At 54.4% G+C, this 18,688-nt stretch carries 15 protein-coding genes and 1 tRNA gene; 9 read left to right on the top strand and 7 right to left on the bottom strand.

Annotated elements, in window-relative coordinates; genetic code table 11:
• Positions 1-69 precede the first annotated feature (69 nt).
• Positions 70-1,995, bottom strand: coding sequence for a hypothetical protein (locus tag ACR0BU_RS13155; protein WP_480737764.1), 1,926 nt, complete (start codon positions 1,993-1,995; stop codon positions 70-72).
• 409 nt (positions 1,996-2,404) lie between these two features.
• Here ACR0BU_RS13155 and ACR0BU_RS13150 point away from each other — a divergent pair, with 409 nt between their 5' ends.
• The 3 genes from ACR0BU_RS13150 to ACR0BU_RS13140 all read left to right on the top strand — a co-directional run bounded on the left by ACR0BU_RS13150 (position 2,405) and on the right by ACR0BU_RS13140 (position 6,264).
• Positions 2,405-2,788 carry a hypothetical protein gene (locus ACR0BU_RS13150; RefSeq protein ID WP_480737762.1) on the top strand — a complete coding sequence of 128 codons (384 nt, stop codon included), beginning with the start codon at positions 2,405-2,407 and terminating at the stop codon, positions 2,786-2,788.
• A 1,457-nt stretch (positions 2,789-4,245) separates the two neighbouring features.
• Positions 4,246-5,100, top strand: coding sequence for a DMT family transporter (locus ACR0BU_RS13145; protein WP_480737760.1), 855 nt, complete (start codon positions 4,246-4,248; stop codon positions 5,098-5,100).
• Positions 5,101-5,598: 498 nt separating this feature from the next.
• Complete coding sequence (locus tag ACR0BU_RS13140) at positions 5,599-6,264, top strand: GntR family transcriptional regulator (RefSeq protein ID WP_480737758.1); 666 nt, start codon at positions 5,599-5,601, stop codon at positions 6,262-6,264.
• A gap of 3 nt (positions 6,265-6,267) precedes the next feature.
• Here the strand turns inward: ACR0BU_RS13140 and ACR0BU_RS13135 are convergent, their stop codons facing one another.
• The 5 genes from ACR0BU_RS13135 to ACR0BU_RS13115 all read right to left on the bottom strand — a co-directional run bounded on the left by ACR0BU_RS13135 (position 6,268) and on the right by ACR0BU_RS13115 (position 12,491).
• Positions 6,268-7,896 (bottom strand): ATP-binding cassette domain-containing protein, encoded by a 1,629-nt coding sequence (locus ACR0BU_RS13135; protein WP_480737757.1) that lies wholly within the window; start codon positions 7,894-7,896, stop codon positions 6,268-6,270.
• Positions 7,897-7,905: 9 nt separating this feature from the next.
• Positions 7,906-9,039: a YcaO-like family protein gene (locus tag ACR0BU_RS13130; RefSeq protein WP_480737755.1), complete on the bottom strand. Its 1,134-nt coding sequence runs from the start codon at positions 9,037-9,039 to the stop codon at positions 7,906-7,908.
• Positions 9,036-9,809: a SagB/ThcOx family dehydrogenase gene (locus tag ACR0BU_RS13125; RefSeq protein WP_480737754.1), complete on the bottom strand. Its 774-nt coding sequence runs from the start codon at positions 9,807-9,809 to the stop codon at positions 9,036-9,038. The genes ACR0BU_RS13130 and ACR0BU_RS13125 overlap by 4 nt, the downstream gene beginning before the upstream one ends.
• 2 nt (positions 9,810-9,811) lie before the next feature.
• Positions 9,812-10,681: a hypothetical protein gene (locus tag ACR0BU_RS13120; protein WP_480737752.1), complete on the bottom strand. Its 870-nt coding sequence runs from the start codon at positions 10,679-10,681 to the stop codon at positions 9,812-9,814.
• 787 nt (positions 10,682-11,468) lie between these two features.
• A complete protein-coding gene (locus ACR0BU_RS13115; RefSeq protein ID WP_480737751.1) occupies positions 11,469-12,491 on the bottom strand; it encodes a permease in 1,023 nt (340 codons plus the stop codon).
• A gap of 85 nt (positions 12,492-12,576) precedes the next feature.
• Here ACR0BU_RS13115 and ACR0BU_RS13110 point away from each other — a divergent pair, with 85 nt between their 5' ends.
• From ACR0BU_RS13110 to ACR0BU_RS13095, 4 genes are all read left to right on the top strand, one after another.
• Complete coding sequence (locus tag ACR0BU_RS13110) at positions 12,577-13,434, top strand: LysR substrate-binding domain-containing protein (protein WP_480737750.1); 858 nt, start codon at positions 12,577-12,579, stop codon at positions 13,432-13,434.
• A 72-nt stretch (positions 13,435-13,506) separates the two neighbouring features.
• Positions 13,507-14,466 (top strand): IS5 family transposase, encoded by a 960-nt coding sequence (locus ACR0BU_RS13105; RefSeq protein WP_480737749.1) that lies wholly within the window; start codon positions 13,507-13,509, stop codon positions 14,464-14,466.
• A gap of 199 nt (positions 14,467-14,665) precedes the next feature.
• A complete protein-coding gene (locus ACR0BU_RS13100) occupies positions 14,666-14,941 on the top strand; it encodes a recombinase family protein (RefSeq protein WP_480737748.1) in 276 nt (91 codons plus the stop codon).
• Positions 14,942-15,028: 87 nt separating this feature from the next.
• Entirely contained in the window at positions 15,029-15,106 is a 78-nt protein-coding gene (locus tag ACR0BU_RS13095; protein WP_480737788.1) for a hypothetical protein, read from the top strand.
• Positions 15,107-15,293: 187 nt separating this feature from the next.
• On the opposite strand, the gene ACR0BU_RS13090 is transcribed toward ACR0BU_RS13095, so the two are convergent.
• Positions 15,294-15,378 (bottom strand) — tRNA-Leu (locus ACR0BU_RS13090).
• 866 nt (positions 15,379-16,244) lie between these two features.
• On the opposite strand from ACR0BU_RS13090, the gene ACR0BU_RS13085 reads away from it, so the two are divergent.
• Positions 16,245-16,667 carry a hypothetical protein gene (locus ACR0BU_RS13085; RefSeq protein ID WP_298934998.1) on the top strand — a complete coding sequence of 141 codons (423 nt, stop codon included), beginning with the start codon at positions 16,245-16,247 and terminating at the stop codon, positions 16,665-16,667.
• A gap of 2 nt (positions 16,668-16,669) precedes the next feature.
• Positions 16,670-18,682: a dynamin family protein gene (locus ACR0BU_RS13080; RefSeq protein ID WP_298934999.1), complete on the top strand. Its 2,013-nt coding sequence runs from the start codon at positions 16,670-16,672 to the stop codon at positions 18,680-18,682.
• Positions 18,683-18,688: the final 6 nt, after the last annotated feature.

Genomic DNA, 18,688 nt, shown 5'->3' with positions numbered 1-18,688 from the left:
AATACGAGTATTAACGAAGGGGCTCATCAGTTTGGCCCACTGACGGCGCAAGAGGCCCGGTCCAGGGTTTCATACAGTGTCAACGTTGCCTTCCTCCTCGATCTGCCAGCTCAAACGTTGGAACGTGCGCCGTGCTTTTGCGATCTGTTCTTCAGTTCCCATCTCCTCGTAGATCCTGATCGCGGTTTGCATGGTTTGTGCGGCCTCTTTGAAACCGCCGATTCGATCTTCCTCTCTATCGTGGATCACCTGATCCGCTCGGATTTCGCCGATCAGTAGTGTTGCCTCGGCCCATCCCAGGGGATCCGCTTTTACAGCGCGCAATTCAAGCACGCTGCTCGCAAAGGCCATCGCTGAATTGAGCAGTTCAGCGCCCCCCGCGCCAAGCCTGTAAACCGCTTCGTTCCAGAAGAGCTTTGCAGCGAGATAGCGCGCGCGGGCCAGTTCGGCGGGATGATCGCCCATTGCGAGTTGTTCTTCACTTTCAGCGACCAAGTCGATCGCTCTCTGGCATATCGTCGTCCGTTCTGTCTGGCCAACGCGAACGGACTTTCGGTCCAGCAGATCGGCAAGGTCCAGTTTCACCAGCGCCAACTCAAATTGGGCATCCAACTGTTCATAGAGTTTGCCGGCTATCGTGAGGAGTTCTTCGGCCTGTTGCAGAAAGGGATCGGCGTCGGCATCAAGGGTGAACTGAGCGGCCTGTAGATTGAGCCATCCCGCCGTCGCCCGCGCCGTTGCCGCGCCGTGAAAATCGGACAACATGTCCGCAGCAATGATCTGAGCGGCAATCAGGTCTTCTTCTGCTGCTTCGAAGTGACCTTGCCCGTCCAAATGCCCCAGGGCCGCGTAGAATTTAGCGTGTATTGTGCCCCGATGCAGAAAGAGACGGGCGGTAACATCGGCTGGAAGTTCCGCTGCCGCTTCACTTAGCAAAGGGTCGATGATGCGCGTCCCGTAGAGGTACCCGTCGGTGCCGTAACGATCGCCATAAGCCATAAGCGCAAGTGCATAGTTCGAGCGCCTCATAGCGGCGTCATGTTCATCAACCATCGCAATGCCATTTGCGGTGCTTTCAAAAAGCCGGAACGCCTCTTGCGGTTGAGAGTTCAGGAGATGCACCATCGCCTCGGGCTCCGCAATGTTGGCGCGGAATTCCAGGTTTTTGCGCAGAGAGTTGTCTTCAAGCGCTTTCCTTGCCTCTCTCAAAAGAAAAAGCGCTGCGGAAAGATTCATCTGACTCAATGCGGTCTGGGCGTGTTCCAGATAGGATTGCACGACCGGATCGGTGTCATCGACGTCGTCTAGTGCCGCCTTAACCTGCTCGTACTCCTGGGCTTTGTGGATGATATCCGCGATAAGCTTACTGCGCGGGGCGGTGTTCGCGTCGGGCAGCTTGAAAGCCGCTGCCAGAATTCGAAATTCGGCGTCGGCGGCATTTTTGACTGTGTCGACGACAGCGTCGAGGCTGCCGTGTTTCCGAACAAGCTCAGCCAGGTCGCGCTGAATGGCTAGTGTGCCTGACAACATTTGTGCATAGATCGCGGGTTTAATCTGTTCGACGAAATCCGAATCGGCGAGAAGTGGTTTTAACGCTGCCGAGGTTAGCAGAACAAAGAGATCGCGCATGGATTTGTGTTCGGGATCCTCAAGTTGCTCGACCATGTGCAAGGCTAGAGTATCGGCGTTAAGGGCGCTGCCAGAGATATCCGTAGCTTTCGGAGCGGAAAGCTCGAGCATCTGGGCATATAGGACCGCTGCGTCAGGTGGCGCGTCAGCTGCAAATCCTTCCAAAGCGCTTTCCGCACTTGAGATCATCTTGTCCGTAAAGTTTTTGAGCGTTGTTTTGTCGGCCCTTGTCAGCGAAGCCCTGACGTCGTTGATCTCAAACCCGAGCTTAACCGCGCCGCCAACTGACGGTGCAACCAAAAACGCTGCGCAAAGAGCGAGCGCATTGTAGGCAGTCTCGATATCTTTGGTCCGAAGTGACAGCAAATATTTGTCTTTCTGTACTTCTGTTCGCGTGGACGACTGTGAGTGAGAGAGTTGGGTTCGATTCTATCATATAATGGTCGATGCACTATGCGGAATTCCTTATAATTAGTTGCTACAAGAATCTGCTTTAGCCGCTCTGATCTAAACTGCCGGTCACGCACATGCCGGACCTAGGTTCCGCAAATCTGTGTAAGTTTCGAACGGCAGCTAAGCAGACGCCGCGCCGCAGCGACTGCACGATTGGTCAGTGTCCGGGTAGGGCCGTCCGAGCAGGTAGAGCAGGTGGCCGATATCTACAGACCGCGCTGACCCTGAAGTCCGCAAGGAGCCCCATTGACCGGATTTGACGGACCGTTATGCTCCGCTCACGGGTTGATGGTAGTATGCCTGCGCGAGAGAAAGAGTCGCTTTGAAATCAGTTCTAGATCGCTTTCTTAGGAAGCAAGGAAAATACAGAAATGATCTCAACGAAGCGAATGACATAACGGCTTCCACATCCGAGGACGGGGATGTGAGAACCTCCGGTTTCCCTCTAGTTCCCGATGACTATCACCTCCAGCACGTCGGCAAAACTGTGCAGGGGAATGGCTATTGGATCGATGTTCAACTCGCTACTGAAGAAGTAGGCACGCGTGATTTCGTTGCTGCTTACGTCTTTGATGGGGAAGGAAATCTGAATTCTTCTGAAGTGGTTGACCGGGGGCTTCGTACTGACAACTCGGCTCAGACCCTAGAAGAAACTATAGGGAAATTGAAGAAAAAATTGATGCCAAGGACGTTACAGAAATACTAGTGAAGCCGTTCTCTGTCTCGTTCTATGGCCATACTTTCGGTCTTGTTGTTCGTGAAACCGAGGAAGGCGATGAGGCGTCTGGGGAAACGCTTATTGACGCCATGCCCGGACATACATTGATGTTCTATGGTCCTTGGAGTCTATGCAACTACAACAGCTAAGTGCCTTCAAGCATGGTGCTTCTGCACTTGACCTGAAGGTCAGCTCTGTCCCGCAGACTGTGAATTCGCTCACCAACTGGTCTTGCGGTTGCGGCGAATGTCAGCAATGCGAGCTGCGACCGCAGTATGGTCGAGGGTCAATCAATGAATGGTAAGGGCCGGACCAGCCGGACGGAAAGGGCCGCACCCAACTATCTGACAACAATTGCACCCGTTCATTGTGCAAGTTTGACAGATGCTCCACAGTTTGAGACCTTCCTACCATTCGCAAAGGAGAATCTAACTGTGGACCAGTATACTTTCTGATCCCTCCGCGCTCTGACCTCGATTGACAGATTGCGCATTGAAACACTCCTGCGGAGGACTCTGACAATGGACAATCGACGCTAGCCCCTTGCGGGCGTTCGCAGTCGTGCATCAGCGCGACTTCAGCTTTCTTTTGTCATGAGGTGCACCATGCCCTTCAAGCCACCAAAAACCACCTTCGGTCGGACCCTTCCTGCTGTGGCGGACACCCCAAAATCCGCTAAATTAGTGAGAGCCAAAGCCAAGCCGCCGCGCGACCTGCGGGTGAAAACGCCACCGCGTGCGGCCAAGCGGATGTGCATACCCGGAAAGGCAGGCGGTCGTTGGAAACTGGTGCGGGGCGTGTCATACGCCCCGCATTTGTGACCGGGATGGTCTATTGAGAAGCACGATTGCGCGCGAAATCTGGATCGACGCGTCCACGTCTTAGGTTTTGCTGCAGCAATGGAAGCAAATGCTGGATGTCTGCTTTGGGCCGAGCGCTGGGGCAGGGTATTCTGCTGATCAATCAAGCCCAAGTAAGACACACTGTGCCGGTTTCCAGGTTGCGAAGAGGCTCATTAGCTTTCTATTTTACGTCGACTTGAAGTGCTTGAACGATCGAAACACTCGAATAGCGCAAAAATCTCAAGGTGTTGAATTCATTGGGAAGCGAGTATCAATAATTCGGTCCCATTATTTACGTACTCCGACAAATGTTGTCGGATCACCTTAATGGTGAGACTGCGATTCCAACAAAATCAGCTACTTAGAGTTTTGAATTTTTGAGACTCCAGAATCCACGATTTTCTAACCGAACAATAACAAGCAGTCCTTCATTCAACGCGCAGAGAACGACTGCAATGAGCCCAAAGTTCCAAATGCTGCGGATACGATGAAAGGCCGCTTTTCGAATAGTCCGAACAAAGACTGCTGACATCTAGTTGGCAACAGTGTCTTGGTATAAGCCAACAACGGTCGAAAGTTGAGAGAGTGCGGCATTCACAACATATGACGGGAATCGTCCTCGTTGCGCTTTCTGCGGTCGTTTTTAGTGTCTCTGGCGTCCTGACAAAGATGATCGAGGCGGATGGCTGGACCATAGCTTGCTGGCGCGGACTAATAGGCGGACTGGCGGTCATTGCTTATGTCGAATACTGCAGAGGCGATACGCCACGAAGTCACGCGTTTCGATTGGGTCTGCGAGGCTGGATACTGGCGAGTGTTGGCAGCGCAGCAAGTATCACGTTTATCTATGCGTTCAAACTGACCTACGTGGCGAACGTTGCCGTGATCTATGCCACTGCACCGTTTTTTGCAGCTGGTTTGGCTTGGCTGGCAATGCGTGAAGTATCTAAGGGCCGCACCCTGGTTGCAGGTGCTCTTTCACTACTTGGTGTCGCGATCATCGTGTCCGGTGGACTGGGCGCCGGAAAGCTGCCTGGCGATTTGCTGGCCGTTGCGATGACTCTGGGAAATGCCGCCTACATCGTTCTGATACGCAAGTTTGCAGATGTGCCGGTCGTCTGGGCAGGTGGAGCATCGGCAATGCAACTCTTCCTTGTCGGTGTACTGATCGGGTCGCCTTTTGATGTCTCAGCGCAGGATGCAGCGTTGTTAATCCTTTTCGGAGTGACCTTCGCCTCGGCGGTAATACTTTGGACAGAAGGCACACGGCTCATCCCCTCCGCGCAATCGGCGCTTCTTGGGACTGTCGAGATACCCTGCGCAACACTGCTTGCATGGGTCATTTTGAATGAATTTCCGCCTACGGTGGCTGTTCTTGGCGGGTTGGTGATCATATCTGCGGTCTTGTGGCACGCGGCATTAGATTTTCGGCAGGAGAAGCGCGGAGCATTGCAATAGCAGACATTCGTGCGATCAGACCCAATGGTCGTAGAGTCCCGCCTTGCCGACCTCGGCACACATTGCGGCTCATGTCGGCTCTGAGCCCATCCTGTGAATTCGATATTCTCGCCATGTGCACTTGCAGCGCAAAATTCGCTGCAGGTGCAGCAGTTGAGGTGCCGTTGAGCGGCAGCAAAACCGGTCATTTGTGTAGCCAGCGCCGCAAAACCGGGCTGCGTGCCACGAAGGAGCGCCCTAGACCATCATGCGCAGGCTCAATTCAAGCATACGCCCTTGAACTGCTTCATCATGTGGCTCTGCTGAACAAACCGACACAGATAGATCGAAATCTTGCTACCACCCAAATAAGGCATGAGCTGCAAGGCAAGATTGCACACTGACCAACTAACTCAACCAGCGAGAATCTGCTAAATTCCCGCCAGCCTGCTGGCCTTGTTGAAGTTTGGCATGGTTCCTCTGATCCTTCGGCACAACTCCCGAAGGACAAAGATGCAAATGACATATTCAGGAAGCAAAACCTATCGTGACGTTAAGACAATCATCCTGAATACATCGCCCTTTGAAGATCAAATCCTCAGTATAAACACGTTGGCGAGAAATCTGCAGATCAGCCCAATCCCAATCCGTGAGGCGTTGTTTCAACTTGCGGCGCGCGGCATCATAACATTTCACCAAAATCGTGGTTTTTCCGTACAGCAGATCAACCACACTGATCTGATCAGCGCCTACAACACAATCTTCGCGATCATTCTAGATGCGGTCGACCAACAGGGCGATTTCGAACTGGCGCTGATGGCAAAAAAGGCGCGGGTGTTGGATGGAGGCCATGAAACCTCAGAATCAGGAAAAAGCGTTGCGGATAGCTATGAGCATCGTATCAGGACCCTTTCCCAATTGGTCTGCAATCAGGCCAATCAGGAAGTTCTGGGTATTCTCTTTGACAGGACAGAACGGTTCCGGCGCAGTTCGCTCTTGCATCGCTCCGACGTGGTCGAGTCAATGGATATGTTGGACCGGATCGAAACGGCAATGCAGGGGGCCAACCCTGATGGTATTCGCCGACACTTAAAGACGTACCGGGCCTACCGAAAGGAAAGATTGCTTGACGAGGTCGTGATTATAATGAATGCTGACGCCCCGCAATTCGTAAGTGTTGTGTGATGTTCAGCTCGCCTTGGTGTCTTGGACTTGTGCCCGTTCGATGCGTATGGTCTGGGCTGCGATGGATGCAAAAACATCGTCATGGGTGATAACGATGATCTTGAAGTGCTCTGACAATGCCTTCACCTGCTCGCACAGGGCATCTGCTCCTTTGGGGTCCAATGCGGAGGTAGGTTCGTCAAGTATTAGCACTTCGGCACGGCTCCAAAGGGCCCGGGCAAAACCGACCCGGCCACGTTGACCGCCCGAGAGATGCTGGCCACCCTCCCCAAGATCGCGGTCTTCAATGGTCCTCAGTTCACTTTCCGAAAAACCTGCTTGGCGCAGGATATGATCAATGTCGGATTTGGACATTCCCGTTGTATCAAGCGTTATGTTTTCGAGCAGCGAGCTATCAAAGATGTCGGGAACTTGAGTCACATAGAATATCTTTTCCGGGTCATACCCGCTGATGATCCGCCCCTCATATTCCTGCAAACCGGCCAAAGCGCGCCCAAGGGTTGATTTGCCAGACCCACTCGGGCCTACAATCGTAGTTACCCCTGTACGCCCGATGGTCAGCGACAGCGCCTCAATCACTGGTACTGCATCATAAGATATCGTGACATTCTCTAGCTCAAACCCAACCTCGGCGTTCGGCTCCTTAGAAAGTGGAACACGTATCTGCGCGGTTGGTCCGGTCAACATCTCAAACAATTCTGCTGCACTGGACAGACCCTGGACGAAGATTCTGTACGCCCCGGCGAAATTCAACATCGGCTGCACGATCTGCAAAAGCAAACCGTTCACCAGAACAAGAAGAGGCAGAGCTTCAGACAAGGTCCCCGCGGAATTCAAAACCAAGCGACATGCGAGATAAACGAGCGATCCGATTAACGCGCCTTGGATAATTCCCATCAGGATCCCTGGGCGTAACGAATGCAACACCTCTCGAATGAACCGGTCGGTCGCCACGCGATACCGATCAATGGCCCAATCAGTGCGTCCGAACGACCGTAGCGTCTCAAACCCATGAATGTTCTCACGCAAAATCTTGAAGTTCACCGAAGCGGTCTGGAACCACTTTCTTTGCAACGCGTCGATCCGCTCTGAAAAACGGTAGGTCACAAAAGCGAATAGTGCCAGTGTACCCCCAGCCAGCGCTGCGAGCGACCAGTTGACCTTGAGGCCAACGATCACCACGAGCGCAGTGAATTCTAGGGTAAGCGGTGCAATAGAGAACAGGAGATTGTACAGCATCGATCGGATCCCCCCAAGCCCCCGTTGGATGACGATAGCAAATTCGCTGGCGGTTTTACCTCGGACATGTGGGAACGACAGGATAAAGTACTGACGCAAAATTTTCAGGGACAGGGCTTTTTGCAACTCCTGTTCGAAATACACATAGACGGCAAATCGCAGTTCTTCGAACACCCGCAGGCCAAAAAAGACAGCGCCATAAAGGGCTAGAAGGCCGAAGATCGCAACTGACCCCGCCTGAATCCTAGTCACGACTTCAGCGAAGATGAAGGGGGTGGCGATGCGGGCAGCAGTTACTAGCATAAACAGCGCTACGGCGAAGGACAGGGCAACCCAGCCGCGTCTGGGCAACAACAGGTCTTTTCCCAAAAGCACACTGAATGTTCGTCTCACGGGCCCACTCTAACCAAAAGGCACAGGCTCGGTATTGACGACCTTGGCAAGATTGAAACTGCGTAGCACCGAGCGTGTCGCTGTGGGATAGCTATCATAGGACGACATGGTCAGAAAGCCATTGAGCGCTACGGTCTGACAAAGATGCAAAGACATCGAAAGCCCAGGAAAATCTAGACGTTGTTCTGACAAAAGCACCTTCAAATCCTCTAAGGTAAATGAGGCCATCGGTTCCGCAAATGCATCGGTGCTGAATTCCGCCACCGCTGGCAGCATGTCATACAGACGCGCGACTGTATCTGCGGTGTTGTGACTGAAGTAGTCATCCGTTACACCCAGACTTTTTTCACTCTTTAGCTCGAAAACCGTCCGCCCGGTGTGCAGTTGCTGCATCAGCACATACGCCTGCCACAACTCCAATAGCGCCTTTTCCATCGCGCGTGATCCGTCCTGATGTGCTGATGCGCCGGAGGCAAGATAAACAGGTCCATCTCGATTGAGAATAAAAGCGAGGTATACGCTATAAGGCCGAATTAGGCTGATATCGACTACCAGCAATTGACCGGCATTGCGCATTATAGCGCAGCACCGCGAAAGCTGCACGCCGATAGGTGCATCTGGCCCAATCTCAAAGGACTTGCGCACATATCCTCCGTACCAGAACGCGGTCAGTGCTTGGCGTTCACATAGTTCAGCCAATGCCGCGCTGCGAGCCATTTCAGCGGATTGGTGAAAGGCGCTACCAGAACTATCTCGTTTGGGAAAATGCTCTGTATCAATATGCGGACCGAGAGCAAAGGCAACTGATGGGAAACGGCGGGTGCGACCGGTTCCAAGTTCCTTGACAAAACTGGCCACCAATTCGGTTGGGGGATCAGGTTGATCGGCAGAGTGCAGATTGATCCATTCAAGCACGTCGGGATCAAACTGGTCGATCGCCATGGGCTGTTCGGCGCTGCCCGCGCGGTCAGCAAAAGCTAGCTGCCGCTCCAAAGCCTCACCCGCCGCGCGGATCATGGTCGCGCGATCAAATCCCGTGCTGCAGCTGATCAGCGTCTGTCCAACACGGATGCGAGACATGGCGGGCAATGCAAGATTTGGCGATATGTCATGGTTCCGGCGGGGGAAAACGGCTCCGATCATGGGTTTACCCGTCCGAACAACTGGGCGATCAGAGGCCATGCTGCCCTGGGGTCGACCCCCATCGCAACGCTAAGCCTTTCATCGTCAAAACCGCCCCATGTGCGTTGACGCAAACCAACGGCTTCGGCAGATAAGGTCGCGGCATGAACCATTGCACCCGCTTCAAGCAACATCAGCCGATAGGCGCGAGCGCCGTACTTGGCAAATGGAATGTTCGGTAGAGCAACATAAAGAATGGTGAAATCATAGTCGGCCCAGTCGCTACCCCCCTCTCCGAACAGGGGTGTATGAATATCGTCAGCCCCAAGGACCATGGCTTCAAGGGCCTGTGCCTTGGGTAAAACATGGTAGATACCGGATGGAACACCATCAACATTCCGAACATGTATAACGACTTGCACGGAATAAAGCGCCCCACCGCTGCCATAGGGGCGAATGACACGTCCATCACGTTCGTGTTCCATGTAACTGCCCCCCAATATCCGCCTGAACGTTGCCAACCCAAGTGGTGCCGAAGCTTCAAAGGGCGGTGCAGAGGCCAGACGCTCCCCTGGATCATCCGGGGATCCTAAGACCATCTGTTTCCCTCCAAAAGTCAGTTCGGCAAACGCACTTGCCGAGAGTTGTTTGGACGTAAGGGTGGGGAAACCGGGGGTACCATTGAGCAATCTGTCGCCACGGTTGTACGAAACGCTGTGAAACTGTCGTGTAGTGTCGAACACGTCTTCGCGCAGGGTGTCATTGGCGATAGCAATGCGAAGATCCTGCATCCTTAGTCTTCCCCGGTTCCATGAGGTGTGCGCAAACAATCACATTGGGGTGAAAGGGGTACGAGGATAGGGCGAGCATCCAGCGTTAAAATCGTTATTGAAAGTCCGGAATGCGCCTGCACCGGACCGGTCAGGCGCGCACCACTCGCGCCCACCCTTTGTGCCACGCGATGTGCGTGGCACAATGCAGTCGCAAGTGTGTCTTTGGGTAGATGGATGAACGGCATCTGTGCGGCCCCGCCCGCCTTGAGTTGGGCAGCGACGTCCGACAACCCCATCAAAGTGTCGCCTCGGGCAAAGGCGACGCGTTCCCACGCGAAATCAAAGTGGCAAAGCGGGCAAGGATGGCCACTTTCTGGCTCGTAAGGAGGCGTGATGATAATGTCGGTGCTGCTTCGAAAGACACAGATGATGCGCCGTTCCGTGTTGTCTTGTGCCCCTTGCTGGTGCTCTAAAAAGCGACTTAGCTGGCTTTCGACCTGATCGGGGAAATCATCGGTCAGGAACACACCGATATGAACGCTGACGGGGGCACCTGCATGCACCGGATCGTTTTGGCCATACAGGGTATCACACAGCATTCGGACCTGCGGATCTTCAATATGCCAGACTATCTGGGCAAGGGGCAGTGTGCTTTGCGATAGCAGGCCCGTCACATCGGTCAGATATTCGCGAACATCCTCTGCATCGGCTTTGGACAACATGGCGACCTTGTCGTCGAGGTCGGCGGCGCTGAGCGTCTGTTGATCGGAAAGTTTCTGGACAAGTCGTGACATGAAAGGGTCCGTAATCAGAAAAAACCCGTTTTCTGTATCGATGGCTACACCGTCCTTTAGGGCGGTGTAGCCGAAATTTCGGATGACATAAGTCAACCTATCCTGCCGAGTTATTGCAGGCGGCGCAGTTGTCAGGAGATTGGTTGCTGTCAGCAATGCTGAGCTGGTTCGCTGGCTTTTTGGTCAGTTGAGTCCCAAAACGATTGTTCATGATAGTCTCCTCTGAAGGTTACTGCCGATGCGCTATTGCACCGACTGTCTCCGACCCTAGAGGCAGCCTAACCCATATATGAATGATATATTTTCCGCGTTGTGTACCGGCCCGCCGCCGATTTTATTTTGTCGGCCCCAAAGCTCCGACGGTTGATTTAGCGGTAATGCTGGCACCCGGTTTCCAGGTGTGAACGGCGGGCTTGTACCACGTCCTAAGTGTCCAGAAACTATGCCACGAAAGTGCCGTCTCCGTTCCGACAAGACAGATGCCAGCGAATGACTGGAGCAGTGACGTATGCGGCGTCAACAAGAAGGATATGCAGCGCTCGCAAGCCAATGCTGCGCCAGCATTCGTGGCCCTAGCAAAAGGCGGGTCTGTCCCACATCTTACCAGTACGAGCGACGTGCCGCGAATGGCGATGTTTCCCGAACCTGCCATGCATGATCTGCGCGGCGAAGGTGCTAGGAGAGCCCCGACCCGGTCATTGTGTTTTCATGCTGCGAGCGCACACCGCGCGGAAAATGCCGCAGATGCTCAATCTAGGACGCTGCGCGGCGGCGGAGATCGCTGCCATTTGTTCACCGCGCAGCGAAAATTTCGATGGCAACTCACAAGTCGCGGGACTTCGCTGCCGGTTGCTGAACGTCTGCGTCCTGTTAACGCTGAATCTCAGACGATCCACCCAAAGACATACCCCGCCCCGAGCGACCCCAGAACTGCAAGCAACAGATATAGCATGAATGGTTGCAATTTGAGCACCGGTGCGATGGCCATAGCACCCCAGATGCTGACCGCGCCGCCCGAAACAAGGAACGCCATCGCTGCGCCATCGGACATGCCGTTGTCGATCAACCCGCGTGTCAGCGGGAGCGCAGCGTAACCGTCGATATAGGCCGGGGCACCGACGAAGACAGCGGCGGGTATGGCCCACCATTTGTCTTCTCCAACATATGCTGCCAGTGCGCCCGGTGTAAGGGCCGCGTTCAAGGCATACTCCGCGGCAAATGCCGGGATCAGGCAAATCAGGATAAGCCGCGTAGTTGCCCATGCCTGTTTGCCGAAAGAATGACGTCGCGCCTCAGACCGCCAGACCCAAGGATCAAAGGGCTGCTCTTCCCCGCATCGTGCAGCACTTAGCTGGCGCGCCAGGCCATTGTCCCGAAGCGCATTCATGGCCCAGGGCGTCTTGGCGAACAGGCCGGTGATCGCGCCGCCGAATAGACCCAATCCGAAGGCGGCAAGCGTCTTGCCAATCGCAAAGCTCAGACCAAGGGTTGCCGCTGTTGTCGCGAGCATCGCCGGATCAGTTATTGGGGAGGACAGCCAGAATGCCATGATCGGAGCGAGTGGCACGCCCGCTGCCAGCAATCCGGCCATCAAAGGCAGCATGGTCACCCCGCATACGGGCGTGATGGCTCCAATGAGCGAGGCCGCCAGAACCGTTCTCAGTGTCCTGCCCTCGAAGGCACCCGCGATGTGGGTATCCGCGCCGCTTGCGATGATCCAGGCTGCAAGCACGATGCCCGGAATGACGATGGGGGCCACGACAATCAGGCCCCATAGGACAAACTTTGCTGCGGTTGCGGCGTGTTCCGGCCAGGCAAGACAGACGCCTGCCAGCAGCAGCAAAGACACGCCCCACACCAGGGGTTTCCGGTTGGATGGTCGATTGACAACTGTCTGATCTGACATGGGATACTCCTCTGACCTTGAAAAATAGTGCAGCACAAAGCATCTGTGAAACGCATAGTTTCAATTTCCGATATTGGAAAAACAAATGGAAAATCTGGATAGCGATCTTTTGCGAACCTTCGTCGCCGTGGCTGATGCCGGAAGCGTCACGGACGGTGCTGCCCGCATCCACCGGTCGCAGTCTGCAACGAGTCTTCAAATCAAGCGCCTCGAAGCGATCCTGGGTCAGCCGGTCTTTGACAGGCATGGTCGCGGGGTGGTCCTGAGCGACACGGGACGAAAGCTCTTTCCAGTCGCGCAGGAGGTGACGGCCCGTCTCGACGCGGCACTACGGGAGATTTCACAGAACACGGTAAGCGGCAAACTGCGTTTGGGCATACCCGACGATCACGGGCGCGCCAGACTTGCGGCGATCATTGCGACCTTTGCCCGTCAACATCCGAAAGTCGAACTGGATGTCACCTGCGCCTTGAGCACGAGTTTTCCAGAAGCCCTCGATAAGGGGTCGCTGGAACTTGCGGTCTATGAGGTCGAAAGCCCGTCCAGTCACGAGGAGGTTGTTTATGAAGACCCGACATGTTGGGTGTCGTCGGCGCACCGGCACTTTCGGGCCGATGAAAGCCTTCCGGTGGCCTTGTTCGATCATGCGTGCTGGTGGCGCGACGCGGCGGTCATTTCATTGCAAGCCCGTGGAAAGCCATATCGCGTTGTCTACTCCAGCCAAAGCGTCTCTGGTGTGATTGCAGCAGTAGAAGCCGGGATCGCAGTGGGTCTGCTCGGTCGCTCCTCGCTGCACGGCGGTCTATCGGTGGTGAACGATGCATTGGACCTCGGAAACACGCCCACCTCCAAGCTGGTGATGGCATCCGGCAAGCCGAAAGTACAAGGGCCTCAGGACGCTATGAAGGCCGCGATCCGAGCCGCATTTATGGCCAAACCATGAAAAAACCGACTGTGTTGCACGGATCGTTTCATCAGCGTAGCCAGTTGCTTGATTTAACGACGGGATGGCGGGATGCCTTTCAAACACAACGCGACGCGCCGGGATAAGTTTGAGAAGGCCAAGTACCGGGTCATGAATTGGCCTGAGTACAACGAGGCGCTTCGCCAGCGTGGTGATGTTACGGTCTGGTTCAGCGAGGATGCGGTATCCGGGTGGTGCGCCCCAAGGTCAGGGAAACGTGGTGGTCAGCGACAATACTCTGATCTGGCAATTGAAACCTGTCTGACCCTGCGCGTCGTGTTCGGCTTACCCCTTCGCCAAACGCAGGGCTTTGCCCGCAGTTTGCTGCGGCTCATGCAGATCGACGTTCCCGTTCCGGATTTTTCCACGATCTGCCGCCGCGCACAATTGCTTCGGATCGCACCGAAGACCTGGTCCACGAGCGGCCCAGTGACACTGATCGCAGATAGCACAGGGCTGCGCGTTCACGGCGGTCGAGACTGGATGCAGGAGAAACACGGATTACCGAAGGCCCGTAAAACATGGCGCAAGCTGCACATTGGCTTCGATCCCGAGAGTGGGGAGCTTGTGGCCTCCTGCTTGACAAACGAGCACGTCGGAGACGCCGGCGCACTGCCCGAACTGCTGGCCGATTTGGCAGGCCCTGTTCATCGTTTCATCGGCGACGGCGCCTATGATGGTGCGCCAACTACAGCGACTATCCGGCAGGTGTTGGGATCAGATGTCGAACTGATCGTCCCGCCGCCGAAGAATGCCGTCCCAGGTGACTGCAAAACACGCGACGCCCATATCGACATGATCGCCAAGAGAGGTCGAATGGCCTGGCAGAAGGCCACTGGCTATGGCAAAAGATCACGCGGCGAGGCCCAGATCGGACGCTACAAACAAGTCATCGGACCGGAACTGCGCAGCTGCAAATTGGAGACTCAGACAACCGAAACCAAGATCGCTGTCAAAACTCTCAACCGCATGACCCATCTCGGTCGCGCGACCTATGAACGTGTCGCATAACGGACCGGGGAAAGGGGCAAATGCGGCCCAACCGCTATTCGTGCAACGCCGTCTATTGAAAGGCGTTCATATACGATGAGGTCATGCTTATTGGTTACGCCCGAGTGTCCAGTCACGGACAATCCCTTGATCGACAGATCGGTGCACAAACGCCGCCATCGTTGATAAGATTTTCCGAGAGAAAGTTTCCGGGCAAACCGTGAAGGGACGGCCTCAGCTCGAACGTGCGATAGACGCACTCGGGGCAAGGCTCGGGGCAGGGGGTGTGTTTGTGATCGCAGAGTGGGACAGAGCCACACGATCCATGATCGACAGCATCAATATTATTCAACGGATCGCAGATCGTGGGGCCTATGTGAAGGTGCTTGATAAACCCTGGCTCGATCTGACCACTCCGATGGGCAAAGGCATCCTCGCTTTCCTTTCCGCTTTGGCAGAAGACGAACGGGAGCGTATCACTCGGCGCGCGAACTAGGGCCGAGCCATCGCTGCGCGACAGGGCGTCAAATTTGGCCGGAAACCCAAGTTAACTGAACATCAGCAGAAACTTGCCCGCGAGCGCATGGCCAACGGTGATACCTGCCGGGCCATCGCATTGGATCTCGGTGTTGCGCACACGACGATCTCAAGGCTGCTCTGATCTGTAGGGCTCAAGCGTTGCCAAGCAATCGGTTGTCTTCGAGCTCTGTAGGTACGCAAAAAACCTAAGTGATTGAGACCTGTGGACGTTGAGTCTCAATAACTCGGTCTCATTATCTACGTACTCCGACAATGTACCCTGAGTACGGCGCTGATTCGGAGAATAATGATTATGGTAAATATATTTTTGGTGCGGGTGGAGGGACTTGAACCCCCACGCCTTGCGGCGCCAGAACCTAAATCTGGTGCGTCTACCAATTTCGCCACACCCGCAACCTGGCACCGAAGTGCCGGAATGAGGCGCTCAATAGCAAAGCTTGCATCCAAGTGCGAGAGGTAAAATTAGACCGTCGTTAAGATTGTTGAAGCTGGGATCGATGTATAACTGCGGATCAAATGGGTGCTGGACTGAAAAAAGCAAACGTTGCGAATAATCCGTTCGGTTTTTTTGGTTGATCGAGTTTTGCCAGGTCGTCCGAATCTCTCATACTGAGGCCTTGAAAATGCAGCGATTTGCCTTTTTTCGATGCTGTTCAGAGATCGGGTTTTGCCAGCATGATACTAGCTACCTGGAAAATCTCGTTTACGTTGAGTGTCTTTGCCGAGATCACCTTTATGCTCCTTTTACGAGAGCTCAAGGAAATCTTTCCAGCGCCACTCAATGTCATCACTTCAAGATCACTCTCTATCAGCAAGAAACATATGCTAAATTGATCAGTCTGTATTCACTGCCACAATTGCGCCTTGCTGTTTGACAGCATTTTAAACACCAACAAAATAACGTACGAAGGACGAGCCTGTTGGCTTCAAAACGTCTGATCGAGAGATTGCCTCGGTCTAAGATTGTTGTCAGGAGCCGAGGGCGCGTTTGGCAGCCATGACCTCAGCAAACTTGCCTGCCACCAGCTGTCATTCGGAGTGGTCGCCGCCGGGCCACTAACACTGACACCCGCAAGGGTTGAGACACTCCCAAGCCACGACACCACATTTGCGCCACAATTCAAACGCCAAAAAATCTCATTGGCGTCAAAATAACACCGCCTTGAAGGTTCTTGTTGGTCGTAACGACTTAAAGAGTCCTTTCGCCGCTCTGGTACCCGTACGAGTTTTCCGCCCAACTCCACAACAAGGTGTTTGCTGTGACCGATTTGAACCACTCTACCGCTTCCGAGCAAGACGCCGTTTTCTTTGCTCGCGAAAGTTTTCTTGGAGAGCTCAAAACCCTGAACCGGGATTATCCGGAAACGGGCTTTGGAATCTCGCTGCGCACCCATTCCGGCGAGCACTACTTGCTGGCCAATGCAAGCATGCCGCTACCAGCGGCAAAATCTGACGGGTTTCCAACTGGACGCCGCGTCGCGTGCCTGGAAAACGGAGATCGCTTTAGCTCCATAGAAGTTATGGCTGATTCCCTGGCTTACGAAACTATTTCGCCTCGGGCAGAAGCTGCGATTTTGGGGAACGCGATAGAACTGATTGCACGTATCGACACACTGACCAGCATCCCTGCCGGTCGTGTTACACAACAGTCCCAGACGGCAGCAACGGGAACCGGAGGCTAATAATGGCGCGCAACGACCACCTTTTGTCTGTCGGCAACGAAGCTCTGGCGCCGATGACGTCAGCAATGTCCTCGCTGACCGCACAGATAGACCAATTGACTGAGGTGGCCGATGCACGGTCCTCGGCGCGGCTGGCCACGCTTAAGACGCGGATGGAAAATTTCACTGCCAGCGTGACGATGGTTGGTCAGGTCAAGGCTGGCAAATCGTCGATTGTAAACATTCTTGCGGGCCGTCCCGGACTTTTGCCATCGGATGTGAACCCATGGACGTCTGTTGTGACAACCTTGAACATCAACACGCGTACGCATGGCGACACAAAGTCTAAGTTTACATTCTTTGAGCAAGAAGAATGGGACAACCTGATGGTCGGGGGTGGTCGTTTGGGTGAATTGGCCAATCGGGCTGGTGCGGACGACGAAATGGATGACATTCGCCGTCAAATCGGGGAAATGAAGGCCAAATCCGAGGAACGGTTGGGCAAACACTTTGATCTGATTTTGGGCCAGAGCCATCAGTATGAGTATTTCGATGAAGAGCTAATCCAGCGCTACGTTTGTTTAGGTGACGAGGACGATCCTGATATCGACCCGAAAACGGGGCGTTTTGCTGATGTAACCAAGTCAGCGGAACTGTATATGGACATTCCGCAATACCCGGTCGCATTGAAGCTGTGTGACACGCCCGGTGTGAACGATACCTTCATGGTTCGCGAGCAGATCACGCTACGTAGCCTCCGCGGATCTGAGGTATGTATTGTTGTTTTGGCGGCCAGTCAGGCGCTGACGACGATGGACATGGCGCTGATGCGCATCATCTCCCAATTCGAAAACCGTCAGATCATTCTCTTTGTGAACCGCATCGATGAATTGTCGGACCCGGTGACTCAGGTGCCCGAAATCCGCGACAGGATTCAGGACACGCTGAAACAGAACAATATCGACAAGAATGCAAGCGTTGTATTTGGCAGTGCTTTGTGGGCCGAAGCTGCCTTGACCGGCAATCCGGATATTCTGACCGAGGAATCCCGCGCGGCCCTGAACACGTTCTATCTGGCTGCCGGTTTTGGCGATCAGGCGGCCTCGCTCGACAAGATCTGGGCTCTATCCGGCCTTCCCGATCTATTACTTGCGATGAGCGAACGCATCGCCGAAGGTGCCGGAACGCGTCTGCTGGACCGGGTCCGACATCGCGCACGCAACATCGCGAGTCAGATCCGAGCAACAGCAGTGGCCAAGAATCTGTCCAGTGGCGAGGGTGTCGTTCGTGATTTGGATGGTGTTTCGCCAGAGGAAGCAATCTCGACCGTTTCCGCCGAGTACGAAAAGAAGGTCGCAGACCTGACAGCGGCATTGCGCGACAAGGTACTGGAGCGGCTGAACTCGGCTGAAGCCAATTTTGTCAAACGCGCGACGGATTCCCTGATCTCGCATTTGGAGATGAATGGCGAGCAAGGAACCTGGCAGTATGACCCGGCCGGGCTGCGAACCCTGCAAAAAGCCGCGTATTTTAGCTTTGCGCGATCCATGCGGAAAGAGGCAGGTGCGCTGTATTCCTCTGCTGCTGCGGATGTGGAAACGCTGTATCATAAGCTTCTTGGAAACCACTTGGGCGAGTTCAGCATCGAAGCGCCCATTGTCCCTCGGGTTCCGCCACCACTTGGCATTGGCCGTACAATCGCTCTTGATCTTCAGAGCACATGGTGGCGACGTTGGTGGCAAAAGCGCAAAGGGTTCGAGGCGTATGCTGCCGACTATACACGCCTGATTGCCTCAGAGGCTAATTCGATCACCAAGGATATCGAGGAGAATCAGGTCGCGGCCGTGTTGGAAAACGTCCGGGCAATTCTGGCTGATTTCATGCGCGAGCAAAAAGAAACTCTGTTGAGCATCTCGGCTTCTGCAGAAAAAGACGGAGGCCAGAATCCCGCGCTGATGGCAGGCTTACAGCCACAGAAATCTCGGGACGATATTCTGGGCGACATCCTTAAAGATCTGAGCAACGAAGCGGCATGAGCGAAC

The organism is Ruegeria sp. CK2, from assembly GCF_056536585.1.
Note: the sequence above shows the minus strand (reverse complement) of the source record. Positions and strands in the feature narration are given on the sequence as shown.